Raw genomic sequence first — 19,226 nt, 5'->3', positions numbered from 1 at the left:
GGAGTGCCGCACCACGCTCTACCTCAAGAATATACCGGCGTTTTCTTCGACCACAGTCCAATCAAAGCTGCAACAACAGCGAAGCCTACTCCGAAGTAGCCAACCATGACAACCGGCCCATTTCCAGCCTGTTCGCGGGCAATGGCTACATACGCCCAGGTAAATACCAATATATAGGCCACACTACGAAATCTGTTGAATACTACTGCGCCTATCACCAGTCCCACCACCAGTACTGCCGAAGCCCAGGTCGATTCACTCAAACTGCCAAGATCGAAGTTTGTAGCTTTCAGAAATACGGCTACGTTTAGAATAGTAGCGACGGTAAGCCAGCCAAAATAAATAGAAAACGGAATCCGGGCGAACCACGTTTCGGCGGGCGGGGCTGCCGATTCGGGTAGCGTCGCGTCTAAGTCCGGGGCCACGACCGGCACGCGCGGTCTTGCGAATCCACGCCGGGCTAAAAGCCGATGTTCGATAATAGCCACCGTTACCAGCATTACTAAGATAACGAGCAGTGCCACGCCAATGAGTTCGTTGTTGAACAGCGGACTCCATATGGCATTGCCGAGGGTATTGATAACCACCAACCAGCCAATAGCCCGAAAACGTGGATTGGTGCGCTGCGACGGCAATGCCTGATAAATAGCGAATGCCAGCAAGCCCAGAAAAATCAGCCCCCAAATTGAGAAGGCGTAACCTGCCGGCGTGATAAGCGTATGATATTTATCAGAAATCTCGCCGTTGGTTTTCCCACCAAATGCGCCCGTATTTGACAGGTAATTCATCACAATCATCGTGACGACGCTGAATACAACGGAAAATTGGCGGAGTTTATCGTTCTGTCTGTCCATGCCTGCTTTGACTGAATTATTAACTGTGGTAATAATGTAATGTTTGCATTAACAAAAGGTATCTTATATACTTGCATACTTACTTGTACGTTTGCTTTAATAATGTCGAATTTCCACTTAGAGAGTCTTTCACAAACTGAAATTGGTCTTACTGATGCATTTTGCGCTTGCCTGATTGAGAGTGCTGTCGTTTGTTTTTTATCGCAAAACCACGACAGTGACGTAACGATTCATGTGCAAACTAATGAAGACATCTTGACGTTTAGCGTGCAATGGGATTTGGTAATTACTGATGCCATTCACAAAACATATCGCGATGAAAAGCGAACCACTGACTGGGGAGCTATGTGCGTTGCCATTTTGTTGGTAAGACAGTTTACGCGATATACTAATTTTGAGACTACCAAAACCGGCGACGGCATCGATTTCTGGCTGATGGAAGAAAATGGCTTCGATTTTGCTGCCCGCTTAGAAGTATCGGGCATACGACAACAGACCAAAACGAATTCTATAACGTCCAGACTTGAACGGAAGAAAAAACAAACACAGCAATCCGACGCAACTCAACTTCCTGCCTACATAGCCATCACGGAATTTAGCAAGCCTGAAGCCCTCTTTTTTCTCAAATGACAGATAGCCACATACTCAAAGAGCAACATCGCCAGGCAATGGCCTATGCCCAGGAAGCGATGTTGGCTGAGCGTGATAAAAACGGCGAACAGGCAATCCTGCTATATCGAAAAGCATTTAATTTAGAGAAAGAAGTAGCAATGTCTTTCTTTTCGGATGAACAAAAACAGCCAACCCGCGCCGTTTTATTTAGAAGTGCCGCTGCTTTAGCCAAAAATTGCGGTGAGTATGAAGAGGCCCAACGCCTTATCCGCTATGGTTTATCTGGTAATCCGTCGGCAGCCATTGTCACGGAACTAACCGCGCTGGGCAACACAATAGAGGAAATATTACGAACGAGAGTTTTGCCGAAAAGCATATCTGTCAATGAAAAACCGGTTAAAAATGAATACTGGTTGCGTATTCGCAAGGCAGACGCACACGTTGTTGCAGGCTCTGTTAAGAGCAAAATGAAAACTAAAACGGTAGCTCAACGTAGTCGACTGGTTCGGCGGAAGTATCAGCGGCACATTGTCATCACAGGTAAATATCAATTGCTCAATAAGGTACTTCATCCAGGCTCTGAACGTTTCAGAAATGTGATACTGGTACGAGTACCTATTACGCTGGTCGAAACAGCTAAGCGAATGGAAGGAAGATTGGTAGAAATAGTTACCCGAAAAACTGAATCAGAAAGCACTGTGTATCGTATAAGAACGATTCAGGCACGGGGACAAAGCGCGGCAATAGAAACTCATCACGAGCGTCAGCCCGATGTAGTTCAGAAAAAAACACGCCCCATACTGTAAGGCGTGTTCCCCTTTAAAATCACAACTCCAGAATTTTAATCTCCGTTCGGCGATTGCGTTGGTGCTCTTCTTCCGTTTTGGCGTTCTTCACCACTAAGCGCGTTTCGCCGTAGCCTTTTGCGACCAGCCTGTCGGCAGAAATGCCCTGCGACACAATATAATCAACGGCTGATTTGGCCCGGTTTTGCGAAAGTTTCATGTTGTAGGCATCCGGTGCCCGAACGTCGGTGTGCGAACTGAGTTCGAGTTTGAGCGTTGGGTTGTCTTTTAGAATTACTACGATTTTATCCAACTCTGGGGCAGCATCGGCCCGAATGTTGTACTTGTCCAAGTCGTAATAAATGTTTTCCAGCACAAACGTCTTGTTCAGGACCGACTTATCGAGCAAGAGCGGTACATAGAATGTGGTGTCGGTCTGGGCTTTGGTCAGAAACACCTGCGGAATGCTTTTGCCCTGCATCGTGAACTGTTCCCGGCGCGTCAGAAACCCTTTGCGCTCGGCCAGAATGGTGTAATCTTTACCTTCCTGCAACGGATACTTGCCAAACGAACCGGTCTGGTCGGTCACGATTTCGGCAATGGGTTGTCCGGTTGCATCATCGATCACGCGTACTTTAGCCGAATCGAGCGGGAGCACGGGCGAATCGTTGACCGAAACGGTTCCGGCCAGGAAATAACGAACAACTTTCGGCGCGTTAGTACCCGTGCTGCCCGGTGGGTTTTGGGCAATCGTCGTCGTATCGGTCGATGTACCCGTGCCTTCCTGGAAGAAATAAATATCGTCGTCGCCTTTACCGCCCGGTCGGTTCGAGGCTAAATAGCCTTCGGTGGGTTTGACGTAGATTAGCCCGAAATCGTCGGCAGGCGAGTTGATAGGTTGGCCCATGTTTTCGACCCGCGTAACGCCTTGTGAGCGGGTTGCCACAAAGACATCGAGTTTGCCTAAGCCGGGATGCCCGTCGGAGGCAAAATATAGTTTAGCGTTCGGGCCAACGTAGGGAAACATCTCATCGCCCGGCGTGTTGATGTCGCGGCCCATATTCACGGGGCGGCTAAACCGGCCCGACGCGTCGATGCTGGTTCTGTAGAGGTCGATGCCGCCCGCACCACCAGCCCGGTTTGAGGCAAAATAAAGCGTCCGGCCATCGCCCGAAAAAGCAGGAGAGCCGTCCCAGGCCAGCGAATCGCTGATGGGCAACCGTTGCGGTTGGCTCCAGCCGCCTTCGCCTAACCGGCTGATATACAGATCAACGTCTAAGCCGCCCTTGCGTTTGCCGTTGTTGCCCCGCGCAAATACTATTGCCTTACCGTCTTTCGAGAAGGCGGGCGTTCCTTCGTTTACATCGCCCTGAAAGACGTTCGTACTGAACGGTTCGGGCGCGGCTGTGGTGCCGGTTTCGTCGGGCCGGGCATTGAGTTTGGTCTTGTACAGGCCCAGCATCGGTTGGCCGTTGTTCTTGTACTGCGTCTCCTTGCGCGATGCCGTGAAAATCAGTTCATCGCCCCGAATCACTGGCGCAAACTCCGAATTTGGCGAGTTTAAGTTGCTCATATTTCGGAGCGTAATCTCCAACTTGTTGGCCGCAATGGCGTTGATAGCCTTCAGCGTCTCGATTTCGCGCTTCGCCTTGTCTACTACCGGTTTGGCCGTGGTTTTGGGCGCGTTTGCTACAAACTGCTGCAACTGCTCTAACGCTGCGGTGTAGTTACCCTGCGATTTCAAGGCATAGGCGTAGTTGAAGCGGGTCTCCGGCTCAGTCGTGTTGGCTTCTAAAGCTTTCTGGTAGAATGGAGCCGCTTCGCCAAACCGGTTCGAAAGCCGGTATGATTCGGCGGTGTAGTAGTTTAGCCGGGCCGCGTCGATTGAGCCTTTAGCTGCTTTTTCAAACTGCGGCAGGGCGAGATTATACTCCCCGGCGTCGAAATGCCGCACCCCTTTTTTGTACGCCTGCATAGCCGGGTTGCATCCCGACAGTGCGAGGGTCAGGCCCAGTGCCAGGCCCAGTGCCGACGACGTATAGATTCTCATAGCGATTAATAGACGAAAAACCGTAGGTCTGCCAAGATAGGAAGTTTTTTAGCAGGACTTATTTTTAACGAATACAATCGGCTTTTATTGAAGAATGTTTCGCTAATCCCTCACCCCAACCCCTCTCCCAAAACGGGAGAGGGGCTAATGCAAAGCGAGCCGCTTTCTCTTTTATTTGGGGAGGGAAGCTAACGTAAAGGGAGTTGCTCCCTCTCCCGTTTTGGGAGAGGGGTTGGGGGTGAGGGAACTACGCTTCCGCTACTTCTTCGGCATACGCATCGGTCGGGATGCACGAGCAAACAAGATTGCGGTCGCCATAGGCCGAGTCGATGCGGCTAACACTTGGCCAGAACTTGCGGGCGCGAACGTATGGCAGCGGATAAACGGCCTTCTCGCGGCTGTAAGGCCGATTCCAGTCGTCGGCCAGTGCAACGGTTGCGGTATGGGGCGCGTGTTTCAGCACGTTGCTGACGCGGTCGGCCTCGCCGGTTTCGACCTCGCGAATTTCGTTGCGGATGGCGATCATAGCCTCGCAGAAACGGTCGAGTTCGGCTTTTGACTCCGATTCGGTCGGCTCAATCATCACCGTGCCAGCCACCGGAAACGATACCGTTGGTGCGTGAAAACCGTAGTCCATGAGCCGCTTGGCAATATCTTCGACCTCGATGCCAGCGGCTTGCTTGAACGGACGGCAGTCAATAATCATCTCGTGAGCCGCCCGGCCATTCGTGCCGGTGTATAGCGTTTCGTAATGACCTTCCAGCCGTGCTTTAATGTAATTAGCGTTCAGAATGGCCTGCTTTGTGGCGTTGGTCAATCCTTCGCCACCCATCATGGCAATGTAGGCATACGAAATCGTCAGAATACTGGCTGAGCCATACGGAGCCGCCGACACCGCCCCGTAGGCAGCAGGTAGTTGCCCCGCTGTTAGCTGTTGACTGTTGCGGTTCCCCGCCGGGACTGTTGGCTGTTGACTGTTTACTGTAAAGTGTCCCGGCAAAAACGGCACCAATTGCTCGGCTACGCCAATCGGCCCCATGCCCGGACCACCTCCGCCGTGCGGAATACAGAATGTTTTGTGCAGATTCAGGTGGCACACGTCGGCCCCGATAGTGGCCGGGCTGGTCAGGCCCACCTGCGCGTTCATGTTCGCGCCATCCATGTATACCTGCCCGCCGTGTTCATGAATAATGGCGCAGATTTCTTTGATGCTTTCTTCAAAAACGCCATGCGTTGACGGGTACGTCACCATCAAACAGGCCAGATCGTTGCTATGCTGGTCGGCTTTGGCGCGGAGATCGGCTACGTCGATGTTGCCCCGTTCGTCGCACTTTACAATCACCACTTTCATACCGGCCATAACCGCGCTGGCGGGGTTGGTGCCGTGTGCCGACTGCGGAATGAGCGCGATGTTGCGGTGACTGTCGCCCCGGCTTTCATGGTAAGCGCGAATCACCATCAGGCCCGCATATTCGCCCTGTGCGCCGGAGTTGGGTTGCAGCGACATAGCCGCAAAGCCCGTAATTTCGCACAGCCAGGCGTTCAAATCACTGAACAACTGCTGATAGCCAAGCGTTTGATCTTTCGGCGCGAACGGATGGATTTTGCCAAACTCCGGCCACGTTACCGGAATCATCTCGGCAGTGGCATTGAGTTTCATGGTGCAGCTACCCAGCGAAATCATCGAATGCACCAGCGAAAGGTCTTTCTCCTCAAGCGACTTCAAATAGCGCAGCATGTCGTGTTCGGTATGGTGCGTATTGAAAACCGGGTGCGTCAGGTATTCCGAGGTACGGATGAGCCGTTCGGGCCATGTAATTTCTAATTCGTCGGCAATGGCGTCGAGATCGGCTTTCGTTCCGAAAATATCGAGCAGTTCGGTTACGTCGGCCAGGGTTTTTGTCTCATCGAATGAAATGCCAACGTGTTCGTCATCGGCATAATAGCGTAGGTTGATCTGAGCTGCCCGCGCCGATTTCTTCAACGATTCGACATCGCCGACTTTCACCGTTATGGTGTCGAAATAGTTTTCGGTAGTTACCTCGCAGCCACTCCAGCGCAGGGCCGTTGCCGCTACTTTGGTAAGACCGTGTACGCGTTCGGCGATGGCCCGAAGCCGTTGTGGACCGTGATATACGGCGTAGCTGCCCGCCATTACGGCCAGCAATACCTGCGCTGTGCAGATGTTCGACGTAGCTTTTTCGCGCCGGATGTGCTGTTCGCGGGTTTGCAGGGCCATTCGCATGGCAGGTTTGCCCTCAGCATCGACCGATACGCCGATGATGCGCCCCGGAATCTGCCGCTTGAAAGCGTCGCGGGTGGCGAAGAAAGCCGCGTGTGGCCCGCCGTAACCCATCGGTACGCCAAACCGCTGCGCCGATCCTACAACGACGTCAGCACCCATTTCGCCGGGCGACGTCAGCAGCGTCAGGGCGAGCAAATCGGCGGCAACGGCAACGGTAATGCCCAACTCATGCGCGCTGGCAATGAGATCGGTATAATCAAAAACGTCTCCATTGGAAGCCGGATATTGGAGCAGCAGTCCGAAAATATCACCATTGGTCAGATCGACCGTGCGGTGATCGCCGACCAGCACCTTGATGCCAATGGGTGTTGCACGGGTGAAAATCAGGTCGATAGTTTGCGGATGGCAATGTTTCGACACAAAGAATGTGCTGGCCGATTTCTTCGTTGCCGGGCGCATGGCATAGAGCATGTGCATGGCTTCGGCAGCAGCGGTGGCTTCATCGAGCAGCGACGCATTCGCCAGGTCCATACCCGTCAGGTCGGATACCATTGTCTGGAAATTGAGCAGTGCTTCGAGCCGACCCTGCGCAATTTCGGCCTGATAGGGCGTGTAGGCCGTGTACCAGGCTGGATTTTCGAGAATATTACGCAAAATCACGTTCGGCGTGAAGGTGTCGTAATAGCCCGTTCCGAGGTATGATTTGAAGACTTTGTTCTGACTGGCTAATTTCCTGAAATCGGCCAGAAACTGCATTTCTGTTTTAGGGGCGGGCAAATCGAGCGGGCGGGCCAGCCGGATGGCTTCGGGCACCGTTTGTTCGATCAGTTCGTTGATGGAGCTTACTCCAACCGTCTGGAGCATGTCGGCCTGTGCCGAGTCGGTTTGGCCGTGATGGCGATCTTCAAAAGATTCCTGATACTGAAGGCTCAATTTCATCGAAAATGGCTCTGATATAAACAACAAATTTACGGACAAATGGGCTAAGAATCGATGTCTAAAAAGCTGTTTGTGTTAGCATTTTCGTCGCGTAGCGACCCAATGTTTGTAGAAAATCAGTCCCTTAACCACCCTTCCGTCGCGTAGCGACCGAACTGGACCATCATTTGTTTGGTCGCTACGCGACGCAGGGATATGCTGGGAATCGCATCAACTATAAACATTAGGTCGCTACGCGACGGTTCGCTAATGCAAATAGCTTTTAAAGAAGCTATTTGCATTAGCGATTCAACCAGGGCGGGGATATGAGGTCAGCGCGACAGCGCAACCAAAGCGTTGGCCGGGTCTGTTAACGTTTTTTCGCATAACTCGCTATTAATGATTATACTTAGGCAATGAATTTAACAACGCTCAGTTACCGAATCAAAGACGAAACGACGGGTAAGCATCTGCAACAGATGGGCTACTCGGTTAATTTCGTCTGGAATTTCTGTAACCAAAGCAACCAGGAGCGTTGGTCTAAGTTCCGTAAAACATTCTCCGCTTTCGACCTTAACAAATTAACGTCAGGTTGCGCTAAAGAACTTGGTTTGCACTCCCAAAGTGTTCAGGCGGTATGCGAAGAATACGCCAAGTGCTGTAAGCAATTTAAGCGTATCCGGCTCAACTGGCGTTCGCGTAAACGTTCTTTAGGCTGGATTCCCTTCAAGGCATCGGGCGTAAAGGTTCAGGGTGATTCTATCACTTACGGCGGTCGTAAATTCCGCTTTTGGTTGTCACGTCCAATGGAAGGCATAGTCCGGTTTGGCTCGTTCGCGCAGGATTCTAAGGGCCACTGGTTTGTGAATCTGGTCATTGAGGAAGCTGACAAAGGCCGGATCAAGACAGGCAAGGAAGTTGGCGTTGATTTAGGTCTGAAAACATTAGCTACGCTCTCCGATGGGGTAACACTCGACCGGGAGAACTTAACCAAAAATACGAACAACTGTTGGCAATGGCCCAACGCGCCGGTAAGAAACGGCGGGTAACGGCCATACACGCCAAAATCAGAAACAAACGAAAGGACTGGAACCACAAAACTACTACCCGGCTGGTACGCGAGTACGACCGAATTGTAGTAGGCAATGTGAGTAGTTCCAAGCTCAGGAAAACACGCCTGGCTAAAAGCGTCTCGGACGCTGGTTGGGCCGACCTCAAACAGATGCTTAGATATAAAGCAATTTCGCTTGGCATCGAATACAGGGAGGTGAAAGAAAATTTCTCAACAGTCACTTGCTCAGACTGCTTTGCAAAGAGTGGGCCGAGTGGACTAAGTGGGTTGGGAGTAAGAGACTGGGTGTGTACGTGTTGCGGGTCTGTCCACGACAGAGACGTGAACGCGGCCAGGAACATTCTCCGTATCGGACATGGTACGCCAATTAAGGGAATCCTCCCGCTTTAGCGGGGGGAGGATGTCAAAATTCAGAGGTTCTGCTTAGGCACCGATACAGTCCGTAACTCGTCGTCGGTCAGGCTCTTGTCGGTGCGGTGTCGATGCATTGTCCTGTCTCTATTAATGCGGTCAAATAGAGCTTTTCCCGTAAACACAACCAACAACGATACACACAGCCACGCCAGCCAGTCGCCAAAGCGGGTATAGAGTGTTGGTACGTTAGCCACGGGCATGTTAACAACCGTTAGCCGGTCGTTGCCCGAAAAAAAATCATTGGATGCCAGCACGTTGCCCCGGTAATCGGTGAAAATCGACAGCCCGCCACTTACCTGCCGGGCCAGCGAGCAGCCATTTTCTACAGCCCGAAACACGGCCATGTAGCTATGATAGGGCGCAATACCGTACCAGTCGCCCGATGGGAGCAGCAACAGGCCAATGTTTTTCCAGCCAAGCTGCCGCATAGTGCCGATGTGTTCGGCATCGTAACAAATAGACGGGGCTATGGTGCCGTAAGGTGTCTGAATAGCCGGTACGCGCCCATCGCCGGGAAGGCTGCGTTCAACCATCGGCACAGGATGGTTCTTGTAAAAGGTATTTATAACCCGGCCTCCTGGATCGACCAACACGGTTTTGTTTTCGAGAAACAACCGGTCTGAGGTAAGTTTGCCGGGCAAAATAGTCCCCATCGCCATCAGCAGATACACCCGATAACGGCGGGCAAAGGCTTGACCACGCTGAATTAGTGCCGGTTCGCCCGATTTGGGCAGCAACGCGCTTCCTTCCGACCATAGCACCAGGTTAGCCCCCCGCGCCACAGCCCGTTCCGATAGGCTGAACAAACTGTCCTGCTGTTGTTGAATGGCCTGATAGCCAAGCTGGAAACGCGCCGGAGCCGGATCTTCGATAAAGGCAATTAACCCCCGATTCGCTTCCTGCAACACTGCCGACGCTGGCGACGCTTTCGGGTCGATTTGCACGGATTTGCCGGTGGCGTCAGTGTACAACCGTTCCAGCACGTGCAGATTTGGCACCGTAACGCCCCCAACCGTCAGCGTTTTGGCCGATGCGGTTTCATTCGAGTAGTAGCGATAAATGCCAAACGACAGCACAACGGCAAGCGTGGAACCATAAACTAATAAGCCACGTGCAAAGGGTTGTCGGGCAGCGTACTTACCAATGGCCCAGACCAGTACAGCAGCAAACCAGTAGAGCAGGAAGGTTATACCCCAGATGCCCGTGACCGATGCCAACTGAATCAGCCAGCTAAACGAGTACTGCGTGTTGGCAACAGACGCAAACGTGCCAATATCGCCCTGCGTTTCTACGAACTCCCGAACCGTCCAGAGTGAGGGAAAAACCAGTGTCCAGATAAACTGCTGCTGGTTGCGGGTAAGCCATCGATGTATACCATATAAAACTATGTTCTTCAACCCGTCGAGCAGCACGACGAACACCAGCACGAACCACGGAAACGGCATCACGTCGAGCGTTGCCACTGCCGAGGCTGGTACGATAGCGACGAAGAGCCACAGCCATTTCCGGCGAAGGGTTGTGTATTGTACGTAGCACAGAAAGAAGGCCGGGCTAAGCCAGGGCGCAACAGGAACGAGCCACTTGGGCGATGAAAGTAAAATGCCAATAGCTCCCAGCACAAGGAGCAGAACCGAAATGGTTGTGGTTGGTTGGGTAAGACGATGAATCAGTGAGCGTTGCATGACCGTTGCGATTTAGTTTCGGGACAAAACTGGCCCGCGCAACGTATTCAGATCGACCGAGTTCATAAAGTCGAACCAACTAAATGCGTTCGACTTTCCGCGTCATAAAGTCGAACGGCTGATTATTGATTTCCTGAACGCGCTGGGCGTTTGGCCGGTATATTTTCGGAAGAGCGTATTGAACGAAGATTTTGAATTGAAACCTACCTGATACATAACCTCCAGCACGGTCAGCTTCGGGTCGGGCGAATTGGTCAGCAGGTGTTTGGCCGCATCGACCCGGTAGCGGTTGATATAGTCGAAAAAGTGCTGCCCGAGTCCTTCATTCAAGGCCGTCGACAGTGCTTTTGGCCGCACGTTGAGTTGTCGGGCCAGGTCGTCGAGCGTTAATTCGGGTTCGAGATACGGTTGTTGCACCTGCATGTAGGTGGCCAATTGCTCGAGGAGGGGGGCATGATCGGTTGCGGGGAGCGAGGCCGGGCGGTCCGACTCAGCCAGTTGGTCGGTAGTCAGGCCGGCGAACAGATCGGGCGACCGTAATGCTTTGAGCAGAAAGCGATTGATAAACCACAGCAGGGCCAGCAACAACCCGGCAAGAATCAGCCATTGATGGCGGGCCAGCGGAGTTTGTACGATAACAGATCGCAGCGAACTCAACCCGACGAACATTAGGAAAAACAGAATGGTCGATGCCAGCCAGTTTAAATTCTTATTCTGAACCGCCGAAAACTGATTGACCAGCGTATGCCGATACCGCCGGATAAGCCGCAGCGATACCGTCAGATATGTAATGAAGTGGCAAAAAATGAAAGCCGTACCGAGGTAAAACGTTCTGGGCAACTGTTCGGCAATAATCGTCCGCAGCATTTGTTGCTGTTGCCCGGCTGACAGGCTGTGAAAACCAAAAAGCATGAATCCTGTAAGCAGAAAAAAAGGCAGTGCATGTGCGATATGATAAAATTTTAACCGAAAATCGCGGTATATAACCGACTGCGTGTGGAGGTATAGCAATGGTCCAAACAACAGTGCCATGTTTGTACCCCACAGGCCCCAGGCCGGGTAAGCGAAATATACCCCTTTCAGCAACAGCAGCGCGTCGAGCAAATTCAGGCCAAAGCTTAGAAAAAAGCCGCCCAACAGGCCGTTGCTGACTCGTTTGCCCCGGTCGAGCGAGAACAGAAACAGACTTACGAACAGCAGTTGGAAAATGGTGAAACACAGCAGTATATCGGTAAAATTGAATGACATGACCCGTGGCCTGACGTTGGTGAACAGGCTAAAGATATTGCCAAATAATCAGCTTTGTTTCAGAACGATATGAACATTATCTACCTCGACGCTTTTACGCTCAATCCCGGCGATCTCGACTGGTTGCCCCTTCAATCGCTCGGCCATGTGACGCTCTACGACCGCTCGGCCCCCGATCAGGTGGTAGAGCGGCTACGCGATGCCGACGCCGTGCTGACCAATAAAGTGAAACTCAGCCGCGACATGCTGGCCCAACTGCCACGTTTGCGCTACATCGGCGTAACGGCTACCGGCTACGACATTGTGGACGTGGCAGCCGCTCGCGAACAGCGTATCGTGGTCACGAACGTAAAGGGGTACAGCACCGATTCTGTAGCTCAACTGACTTTTGCGCTGTTGCTTGAACTGAGCCATCAGGTAGGGCGGCATAGCGACAGCGTTCGGGCAGGCGACTGGGTGGCCTCGCCCGATTTTAGCTACGCCAAAAGCCCATTGATCGAACTGGCGGGTAAAACGCTGGGATTAGTTGGCTACGGCGATATAGGTGGTAAGGTAGCACAGATTGGCCGCGCTTTTGGTATGAAGGTTCTGGTGAATCGGCGACAGACCAGCGATGCCGAACCGGGTATCACGTATGTTGACCGCGAAACGCTGTTTGCCGAAAGCGACGCCGTATCGCTGCACTGCCCGGCCACGCCCGACACCATCGGGTTCGTGAACCGCGAGTTGCTCGCCCGCATGAAACCATCAGCCTGGCTTATCAACACCAGCCGGGGGAGTTTACTCAATGAGCAGGACGTTGCCGATGCACTCAATGCCGGGAAAATTGCCGGGGCGGGTCTCGACGTGTTGTCAGTTGAACCGCCTAAACCAGATAACCCCCTGCTGACGGCCAAAAACTGTCTGATAACGCCCCACATCGCCTGGGCCAGCTATGAAGCCCGTCTTCGGCTTCTTCACGACGTGGCCGACAACCTGCGGGCTTTCCAGGCCGGGAAACCAATCAACACAGTGAACAGTTAGCAGCCAACAGCCAACAATGCCATCCGGCAGATAACGGTTGGCTGTTGGCTGCTAACTGTTCACTGAAATCACGTTCCCGCGATGCGGATAAGGTCTTCGATTTGGTTGATGATCGTGCCGTTCTCGGGCATGTTAATATCTTGGCCAACAACCTGATAGCCAGTTAGCAGCAGATGAGCGTCGGGGAACGAACGCGTCAGCCGATCCACAAACGGCTGAACCTCGTGGTTGGACGGCACCGATGTAATAGCCGAAAATATGTAGTCGGGCTTATGAACGTTATACGCGAATACCAATTCGTTGAAGGGCAGGCTTTGACCCAAGTAAATGACTTTGTTGTACCGCGCCCGGATAATGTAATTGGCAAACAGCAGGCTAATCTCGTGTAGCTCGCCTTCGGGCAGAAACAGCATGTATTTCTTGCCATTAGGCCGTTGCTTGCTCACCTGCCCATCAATGGCAACGATAATTTTCTGCCGAATTAAGTTGGTGATGAAATGCTCCTGAGCCGGGCCAATAGACCCCGTTACCCAAAGCGTACCAATACGGCTCAGGAACGGATAGATGATGTGAATCATCGTGTTCTCGAAGCCAAATTGCAGAATATTGGTGCTGACAATCTTCTCAAACCGCTCCTCATCCAAATCGATCATCGAAATGGTAAGGGCGTGAATCTGATCGGGGTAGTTAAGCTGACGGTCCGAAATCTTGATTACTTCGCTGTACATTTCCTCGACCGACAGTTTCGAGATCTCGGAAATTTTGTAGCCGTGATCTTTCAGCAGCGAAATGTTCAGCACCAGCTTCAGATCCTGATCGTCGTAGGTACGAATGTTGGTGTCAGTCCGTTTAGGGGCTATAATATTGTATCGTTGCTCCCAGATGCGTAGCGTGTGCGCTTTTATGCCAGAAAGCTGCTCTAAGTCCTTTATTGAATAGTTACTCATCGGATGTCGTGGTTAAGGAGGAACGTCGGCAAAACTGACCATACCACTGCATCCGTAGCCAGTTTCACCCGAAATTAACCCCCAAGCTACAAACCCATTCTGATATGTACAAGCAAATACCAGCGTACCGCCAAATTTCATTAACTTCTTTGCTGACACCTAAAGAACCGTACGATAAGGATTTTGTTTAACGTTGTTTAAAATAAATTCAACAAACCATGACCTATGAAGAAAAAGAACTGTAAACCGAGCAACCACTTTGCCATACGGTTTTCTTTTTTAAACGGCAGAGCGTACCACATACTAAACAGAACAGCCGACACCAACCACCAGCCCACATAGTTCTGCAAAGGCACGGGTTGACCAAACCAGGTCCAGAAATCTAACTGAACGGCCACCGGCTCAATGAAAAAGTCGAGAACAACCATCAGCGTTGCTGCGGCTGCAACCTTGACCCAGGCCGGTGTGGGTAACAGATTACAGACCGAGCCACAGCAATAAGAAAGCGTGAGCCAGTTGATGCCAATAACGGGTGGCACTGCCAGCACACGCGGCCCCAGCCCGGCGCCATATGCATAATTGCCAAAAATCAGACCTGTATGAACGCCCAGCACTTCGATGAAATAGCCCACAAAAACAGCCGACACAGCATAAAAAGTAAACGATGGTCGCCAGTCGGTATGGTATAGGAGCAGAACAACCAGCGAGCCGATAAGCATTAACGGACTAAGCGGGCGGAAGAAATTGGCCAGGCCCGGCAAATGTAAACCAATAATTCCGGCCACGTAAGCCAGCACCAGCACCGTTCGGATGGCGGCATGATGACGAGCCGGAATAGGAGCAGAGACAATCATACTCAAGACAACTCCTTGCCTAACAAGAAGGTTGCTGTTTGTTGGGCACAACACGCGTCTGATGATAGCAAAAACGCCGGGAATTCAATGCGGTATTGGTTGCCCGGAGCATAGTAAATCACCGAAACGGATGGTCGTCTCGCGATAGTACTGTAAACTTGCAGTCTGATTGGGGAAGAATGTATGAAGAAAGCATTAATCTGTGGCGTATCGGGCCAGGACGGGGCCTACTTAGCGAAACTACTGTTAGAAAAAGGATACGAAGTGTACGGCGGATCTCGGGATGCGCAGATGGCTTCATTCCGTAACCTGAACCGCTTAGGTATTCAACAACAGATTAAACTCGTCTCAATCAGCATCAACGACTTCCGAAGTGTTTTGCAGACTATTTTGCGCGTAAAGCCTGACGAAGTGTACAATTTAGCGGGCCAGAGTTCAGTAGGTTTGTCGTTTGAACAGCCCGTTGAGACGCTGGAAAGCATCAGCGTGGGTACGCTGAACCTATTGGAGGCCATTCGTTTTAGCAATTTGCCTATCAAGTTTTACAACGCAGGTTCCAGCGAGTGCTTTGGAGACACGGGCAGCATAGCGGCTGATGAAAATACGCCGTTTCGGCCCCGCAGCCCGTATGGAGTGGCTAAAGCGGCTGCTTTCTGGCAGGTCGCCAACTACCGTGAAGCGTATCAATTACAAGCCTGCACCGGCATTTTATTCAACCATGAATCACCCCTGCGACCAGAACGATTCGTAACGCAAAAAATCGTAGCCGCTGCCTGCCGTATTGCCAACGGAAGCCGGGAGACCCTAACGCTTGGCAACATTGACATTGCCCGCGACTGGGGCTGGGCACCCGACTACGTAGAGGCTATGTGGATGATGTTACAGCATGATAAGGCGGATGACTACGTTATTGCAACGGGCCATACGCACAAACTTCGCGATTTTATCCGAGTCGTGTTTAAGCGTGTGGATTTGAATTGGGAGGATCATGTCCGTTCTGACCCCTCTTTTTTTCGGCCAACCGACATTGCTGAAGGACATGCTAACCCGGCGAAAGCTTACGCAAAATTAGGTTGGACTGCCCAACATACTATGGATGAGGTGGGTAAGCTGATGGTAGAGGGATATAATCTTTGAGATCTATTGGATGTTGACTTTGACTATTAATCTACCATTGTGAAATGAGCAATTCAGGAACACTTAAGTTTAACACTACAGGCAAGCTAAAAAGGCACTAGTTTAAATTTAATCAAGTTGTTGATTTACAGGCGATAGTTAATCCAGCATACCACCTTCTAATCGTAGAGCTTCATACTTACACAATGATAAAAAACGTAACCGACTTTGGCAGATTGATAAAAGGGGTATCTTTCTCATGGGTAAGATTCTTGCTGACTATTTTAATAGGTATCATTCAAACCCCGTTGCTGTTTAAAAATTTAGCAAAAGACGAGTTAAATTTTTGGTATATTTTTTTTCTGTTTGGTGCCTTCCTGCAAATGGCAGATTTAGGTTTAATACAAACTCTCTCCCGAATAATCGCTTACATAGACAATGCCAACGAAAGCAGTTCTGATAATCACACAATTGCTGACCTATCTTCTTATTCCCCCAAACAGATATACACTACTTCACTACTTTCTTTTTGTGCAATTCTCACAGGGGTGAGTATCGTTGTAGTAGGAATTTACTATGTCATGTACAGCCAGGCTGTTAATGCTACTACACTTCAAACGGCTTTCTGTATTTATGTTGTGGGTATTGTTTTTAGTTTGCTATCAAATATTCCGGCTGCTTTATTGATTGGCTACCGCGACGTTGGCGTTGAAAGCATTGTTCGCAGCGTCTGGCAAATTCTATACTTCGCCTTACTATTTGTGCTACTCCCTGTTTACAAATCTGTTGTACTTGTGGCAGTAGCTTTTATGTTTCAAAATATGGGCCAATTGATTTCACTTCACCTTACCCTGTACGTTCGTCATAAATATATATTTGAGAATGATAAAACACCGCGTCGTCAACTGTTTCAATACATAATTGCCAAACGCATCTATAGCCAGTCTTTTCCCTTAGTAATTAATCAGTTTGGCGGGTGGTTAATTGCTCAGGGAAGTGTACTAATGGCATCTATTATTGTTAGTGCCAACGAAATTTCAGATTACGTCATTAATCAGCAGCTATTCACTTATGTTACATCTATCGCACTGGTAGTTAATCAGGTTATATCCCCATTTATTGCTAAAAAATATATACAGGATCGCTTTGCTGGACTTCAGAGTTTATTTGTTAATACAATGGTAGTATGCCTGTCAATTGTAGGTGCGATGTTGGTCATACTTTTGGTATGTGGAGAGAACATTATAACGCTGTGGGTAGGCTCTAAACATTTTTTGGGTACTTCTTATGCAATAGTATTTAGCTTAATAACTTTTTTTGAAGTTCAACATTCCGTTGCCGGGAATTTCGTTTGGAATACCGGTGTATGGCCGTTCAATAAATGGACGCTGTTAGCTGGCCTACTAACAGTAACTTTAGGATTTGCTTTGAGCCAATTCTACGGTTTGCTTGGTATAGCTCTTGCCTCTTTACTATCAAAATTACTTACATTAAATTGGTACGTTGTGTACATTAGCCTGAAGCGTTTGGGATTGTCAGTTAAGGGTTATCTTGCCGGCACTTTGTCGCCTTTAGTGCTGGTAATATTTACGTGTATTCTGTTAGCTTTTTATACGAAGCACCAACCCGCGCTAAAAGGCATTAATGAGGTAATGAAGATTGCCATTGTGTCAACTGTTTCAGGGGTAGTTTTTCTACTTCTAATTAGCTTTTTGTTCAGAAAATCGTTTTTTGCTCTTTATCAAACGTTTCTGTCACGTACAGTAAAGACATGAATTGATATAATTGCCTTTAAATGGACATACGTACTAATTTTGCGACGATGAATCCAAACGCAGTTTTATTGCTTACGGGCACGGTTAATCCGAATGGAATGGTGTTAACTGAAATCCAAGACACCGAAGTCCGAAAAAGACAATATATTGAGTCCATCAAGTTTTGGCTAAAAAAAGTATCTTTTCCAATAGTTTTTGTAGAAAATTCGAATAATGATCTGTCAGACTATTTCAGCAATGAGATAGGCTCCGGTAAAATTGAGATTTTGTACTTTAATGGTAATAATTATGATAAGCGGCTTGGTAAAGGATTGGGAGAACTTAACTGTATAGAGTATGCAACCTTGAACTCATCTATAATCAAAAATGCCGGTTTTGTATTCAAAGTTACAGGGCGTTATAAAGTTATCAACTTTCACACATTCTTGTCTGATTATGAATCTCACCCTGATGTTGATATTATGGTCGACTTCAAATGGAACTTAACATTCTGTGACTCAAGATTTTTTGGATTTAAGCCCAGCTTTGTAGCCGATTATTTTTCTTCATACAAAGAAACGCTGAACGACAGCACAGGTGTTTACCTGGAACATGCCTTGTCGAAAGCTGCCTTAACCGCTATTGCTAACACCTACACCTTCAGGCCGCTTATTACCTTACCAAGAATTGAAGGCTACAGTGCCTCATCGGGCACACAGTATAATAGCAGCTACTTACATTGGTTTCGCTATAAATTTGAGTATTGGATAAAATATAGGAGTTTTGGGTTGGGTAATCTACCCTGGATATAGCAAGTAAGTTAATTTTACCGAATAAATGTATGTAATTAGCGCACTGAACGCGCCAATCTCATTGGCTTTATGAGCATAGTTTCGATAATTACTGTTTGTTACAATAGCGAAAAGCATATTGAGCAAACGATTCAGTCTGTATTGGCACAATCTTATCCACAGATAGAGTATATACTGATTGATGGCCAATCAACAGATGCAACTTTATCAATCATAGAGAGATATGCAACACTACACCCCTCCGTGGTTCGATACAAGTCGGAGCCAGATACGGGCATTTATAATGCTATGAATAAAGGCATTCAAATGGCAAAAGGAGATATAATTGGTATTATAAACAGCGATGACTGGTATGAGCCACAAGCAGTTGAGTTGGTATTGAATGCCTATAAACACTTTGGACTTGCTGTATACCATGGTATTCAGCGAACGTATAAAGACGAAGAAGTAATAGGGTTACGCTGCACCTGCGCCAATCAGCTTACCACTCAAATGATTGAACACCCCACCTGTTTTTTGCCCCGACAATTATATAAGCAATTCGGGTTGTTCGATGAAGCCTATCGATATGTTGGCGACTATGAGCTGATGTTGAGGCTTCAGCGAAAAGAAGTTCCTTTTGTGCGGCTTGAGCAGGTCTTGGCCAACTTCCGCGAAGGAGGAGCGTCACATTCATTCGATGCTGTTCAGGAAAATTATCGATTATGGCTATGGGCGGGTCTTCTGTCGAAGAGAGAGTTCGCTTATCGGTCTGTTATGGATCGCATCAGATTTTTCTTAGGCCGAGGGCATACTAATTAATGTGTCTCTTGGGCATCCATTTACATTATTCATTAAACA

General features: G+C 49.4%; 16 protein-coding genes. 9 read left to right on the top strand and 7 right to left on the bottom strand.

Annotation, left to right across the window (positions count from 1 at the left end; translation table 11 throughout):
* Positions 1-23: 23 nt before the first annotated feature.
* Positions 24-854, bottom strand: a complete 831-nt coding sequence (locus AWR27_RS19800) for a tryptophan-rich sensory protein (RefSeq protein WP_077132791.1) — start codon at positions 852-854, stop codon at positions 24-26.
* A 102-nt stretch (positions 855-956) separates the two neighbouring features.
* On the opposite strand from AWR27_RS19800, the gene AWR27_RS19795 reads away from it, so the two are divergent.
* A complete protein-coding gene (locus AWR27_RS19795; RefSeq protein WP_157579275.1) occupies positions 957-1,484 on the top strand; it encodes a hypothetical protein in 528 nt (175 codons plus the stop codon).
* Positions 1,481-2,272, top strand: a complete 792-nt coding sequence (locus AWR27_RS19790; RefSeq protein WP_077132789.1) for a hypothetical protein — start codon at positions 1,481-1,483, stop codon at positions 2,270-2,272. The genes AWR27_RS19795 and AWR27_RS19790 overlap by 4 nt, the downstream gene beginning before the upstream one ends.
* A 19-nt stretch (positions 2,273-2,291) precedes the next feature.
* On the opposite strand, the gene AWR27_RS19785 is transcribed toward AWR27_RS19790, so the two are convergent.
* Positions 2,292-4,301, bottom strand: a complete 2,010-nt coding sequence (locus AWR27_RS19785; protein ID WP_083732915.1) for a CHU_0125 family OmpA-like outer membrane integrity protein — start codon at positions 4,299-4,301, stop codon at positions 2,292-2,294.
* Positions 4,302-4,548: 247 nt separating this feature from the next.
* Entirely contained in the window at positions 4,549-7,485 is a 2,937-nt protein-coding gene (gene gcvP, locus AWR27_RS19780; RefSeq protein ID WP_077132788.1) for an aminomethyl-transferring glycine dehydrogenase, read from the bottom strand.
* A 395-nt stretch (positions 7,486-7,880) separates the two neighbouring features.
* On the opposite strand from gcvP, the gene AWR27_RS25575 reads away from it, so the two are divergent.
* Positions 7,881-8,513 (top strand): transposase, encoded by a 633-nt coding sequence (locus AWR27_RS25575; protein ID WP_198045039.1) that lies wholly within the window; start codon positions 7,881-7,883, stop codon positions 8,511-8,513.
* Entirely contained in the window at positions 8,480-8,926 is a 447-nt protein-coding gene (locus AWR27_RS26160; RefSeq protein ID WP_198045038.1) for an RNA-guided endonuclease InsQ/TnpB family protein, read from the top strand. Before AWR27_RS25575 ends, AWR27_RS26160 begins: the two co-directional genes overlap by 34 nt.
* Before the next feature lie 20 nt (positions 8,927-8,946).
* Here AWR27_RS26160 and AWR27_RS19770 read toward each other — a convergent pair whose 3' ends face one another.
* Positions 8,947-10,632: a nitrilase-related carbon-nitrogen hydrolase gene (locus tag AWR27_RS19770; RefSeq protein ID WP_077132787.1), complete on the bottom strand. Its 1,686-nt coding sequence runs from the start codon at positions 10,630-10,632 to the stop codon at positions 8,947-8,949.
* Positions 10,633-10,734: 102 nt separating this feature from the next.
* On the bottom strand, positions 10,735-11,880 hold the full coding sequence (locus AWR27_RS19765) for a helix-turn-helix domain-containing protein (protein ID WP_077132786.1): 1,146 nt from the start codon (positions 11,878-11,880) through the stop codon (positions 10,735-10,737).
* 69 nt (positions 11,881-11,949) lie between these two features.
* Here AWR27_RS19765 and AWR27_RS19760 point away from each other — a divergent pair, with 69 nt between their 5' ends.
* A complete protein-coding gene (locus tag AWR27_RS19760) occupies positions 11,950-12,903 on the top strand; it encodes a D-2-hydroxyacid dehydrogenase (protein ID WP_077134097.1) in 954 nt (317 codons plus the stop codon).
* A gap of 68 nt (positions 12,904-12,971) precedes the next feature.
* Here AWR27_RS19760 and AWR27_RS19755 read toward each other — a convergent pair whose 3' ends face one another.
* Positions 12,972-13,850 (bottom strand): MerR family transcriptional regulator, encoded by an 879-nt coding sequence (locus tag AWR27_RS19755; protein ID WP_077132785.1) that lies wholly within the window; start codon positions 13,848-13,850, stop codon positions 12,972-12,974.
* Between the two features lie 197 nt (positions 13,851-14,047).
* Positions 14,048-14,704 (bottom strand): carotenoid biosynthesis protein, encoded by a 657-nt coding sequence (locus tag AWR27_RS19750; RefSeq protein WP_077132784.1) that lies wholly within the window; start codon positions 14,702-14,704, stop codon positions 14,048-14,050.
* 183 nt (positions 14,705-14,887) lie between these two features.
* On the opposite strand from AWR27_RS19750, the gene AWR27_RS19745 reads away from it, so the two are divergent.
* From AWR27_RS19745 to AWR27_RS19730, 4 genes are all read left to right on the top strand, one after another.
* Complete coding sequence (locus AWR27_RS19745) at positions 14,888-15,841, top strand: GDP-mannose 4,6-dehydratase (RefSeq protein WP_077132783.1); 954 nt, start codon at positions 14,888-14,890, stop codon at positions 15,839-15,841.
* Between the two features lie 185 nt (positions 15,842-16,026).
* On the top strand, positions 16,027-17,595 hold the full coding sequence (locus tag AWR27_RS19740; RefSeq protein ID WP_077132782.1) for a lipopolysaccharide biosynthesis protein: 1,569 nt from the start codon (positions 16,027-16,029) through the stop codon (positions 17,593-17,595).
* A 47-nt stretch (positions 17,596-17,642) separates the two neighbouring features.
* Positions 17,643-18,386, top strand: coding sequence for a hypothetical protein (locus AWR27_RS19735; RefSeq protein ID WP_157579274.1), 744 nt, complete (start codon positions 17,643-17,645; stop codon positions 18,384-18,386).
* Positions 18,387-18,455: 69 nt separating this feature from the next.
* Positions 18,456-19,187: a glycosyltransferase family 2 protein gene (locus tag AWR27_RS19730; RefSeq protein ID WP_077132780.1), complete on the top strand. Its 732-nt coding sequence runs from the start codon at positions 18,456-18,458 to the stop codon at positions 19,185-19,187.
* Positions 19,188-19,226: the final 39 nt, after the last annotated feature.

This window comes from Spirosoma montaniterrae, assembly GCF_001988955.1.
GTDB classification, from domain to species: domain Bacteria; phylum Bacteroidota; class Bacteroidia; order Cytophagales; family Spirosomataceae; genus Spirosoma; species Spirosoma montaniterrae.
Note: the sequence above shows the minus strand (reverse complement) of the source record. Positions and strands in the feature narration are given on the sequence as shown.

Bases quoted from the DNA above. Each gene is read 5' to 3' on its own strand.
- AWR27_RS19800 (WP_077132791.1), bottom strand. From the start codon at position 854: ATGGACAGACAGAACGATAAACTCCGCCAATTTTCCGTTGTATTCAGC.
- AWR27_RS19795 (WP_157579275.1), top strand. From the start codon at position 957: ATGTCGAATTTCCACTTAGAGAGTCTTTCACAAACTGAAATTGGTCTT.
- AWR27_RS19790 (WP_077132789.1), top strand. From the start codon at position 1,481: ATGACAGATAGCCACATACTCAAAGAGCAACATCGCCAGGCAATGGCC.
- AWR27_RS19785 (WP_083732915.1), bottom strand. From the start codon at position 4,301: ATGAGAATCTATACGTCGTCGGCACTGGGCCTGGCACTGGGCCTGACC.
- gcvP (WP_077132788.1), bottom strand. From the start codon at position 7,485: ATGAAATTGAGCCTTCAGTATCAGGAATCTTTTGAAGATCGCCATCAC.
- AWR27_RS25575 (WP_198045039.1), top strand. From the start codon at position 7,881: ATGAATTTAACAACGCTCAGTTACCGAATCAAAGACGAAACGACGGGT.
- AWR27_RS26160 (WP_198045038.1), top strand. From the start codon at position 8,480: ATGGCCCAACGCGCCGGTAAGAAACGGCGGGTAACGGCCATACACGCC.
- AWR27_RS19770 (WP_077132787.1), bottom strand. From the start codon at position 10,632: ATGCAACGCTCACTGATTCATCGTCTTACCCAACCAACCACAACCATT.
- AWR27_RS19765 (WP_077132786.1), bottom strand. From the start codon at position 11,880: ATGTCATTCAATTTTACCGATATACTGCTGTGTTTCACCATTTTCCAA.
- AWR27_RS19760 (WP_077134097.1), top strand. From the start codon at position 11,950: ATGAACATTATCTACCTCGACGCTTTTACGCTCAATCCCGGCGATCTC.
- AWR27_RS19755 (WP_077132785.1), bottom strand. From the start codon at position 13,850: ATGAGTAACTATTCAATAAAGGACTTAGAGCAGCTTTCTGGCATAAAA.
- AWR27_RS19750 (WP_077132784.1), bottom strand. From the start codon at position 14,704: ATGATTGTCTCTGCTCCTATTCCGGCTCGTCATCATGCCGCCATCCGA.
- AWR27_RS19745 (WP_077132783.1), top strand. From the start codon at position 14,888: ATGAAGAAAGCATTAATCTGTGGCGTATCGGGCCAGGACGGGGCCTAC.
- AWR27_RS19740 (WP_077132782.1), top strand. From the start codon at position 16,027: ATGATAAAAAACGTAACCGACTTTGGCAGATTGATAAAAGGGGTATCT.
- AWR27_RS19735 (WP_157579274.1), top strand. From the start codon at position 17,643: ATGAATCCAAACGCAGTTTTATTGCTTACGGGCACGGTTAATCCGAAT.
- AWR27_RS19730 (WP_077132780.1), top strand. From the start codon at position 18,456: ATGAGCATAGTTTCGATAATTACTGTTTGTTACAATAGCGAAAAGCAT.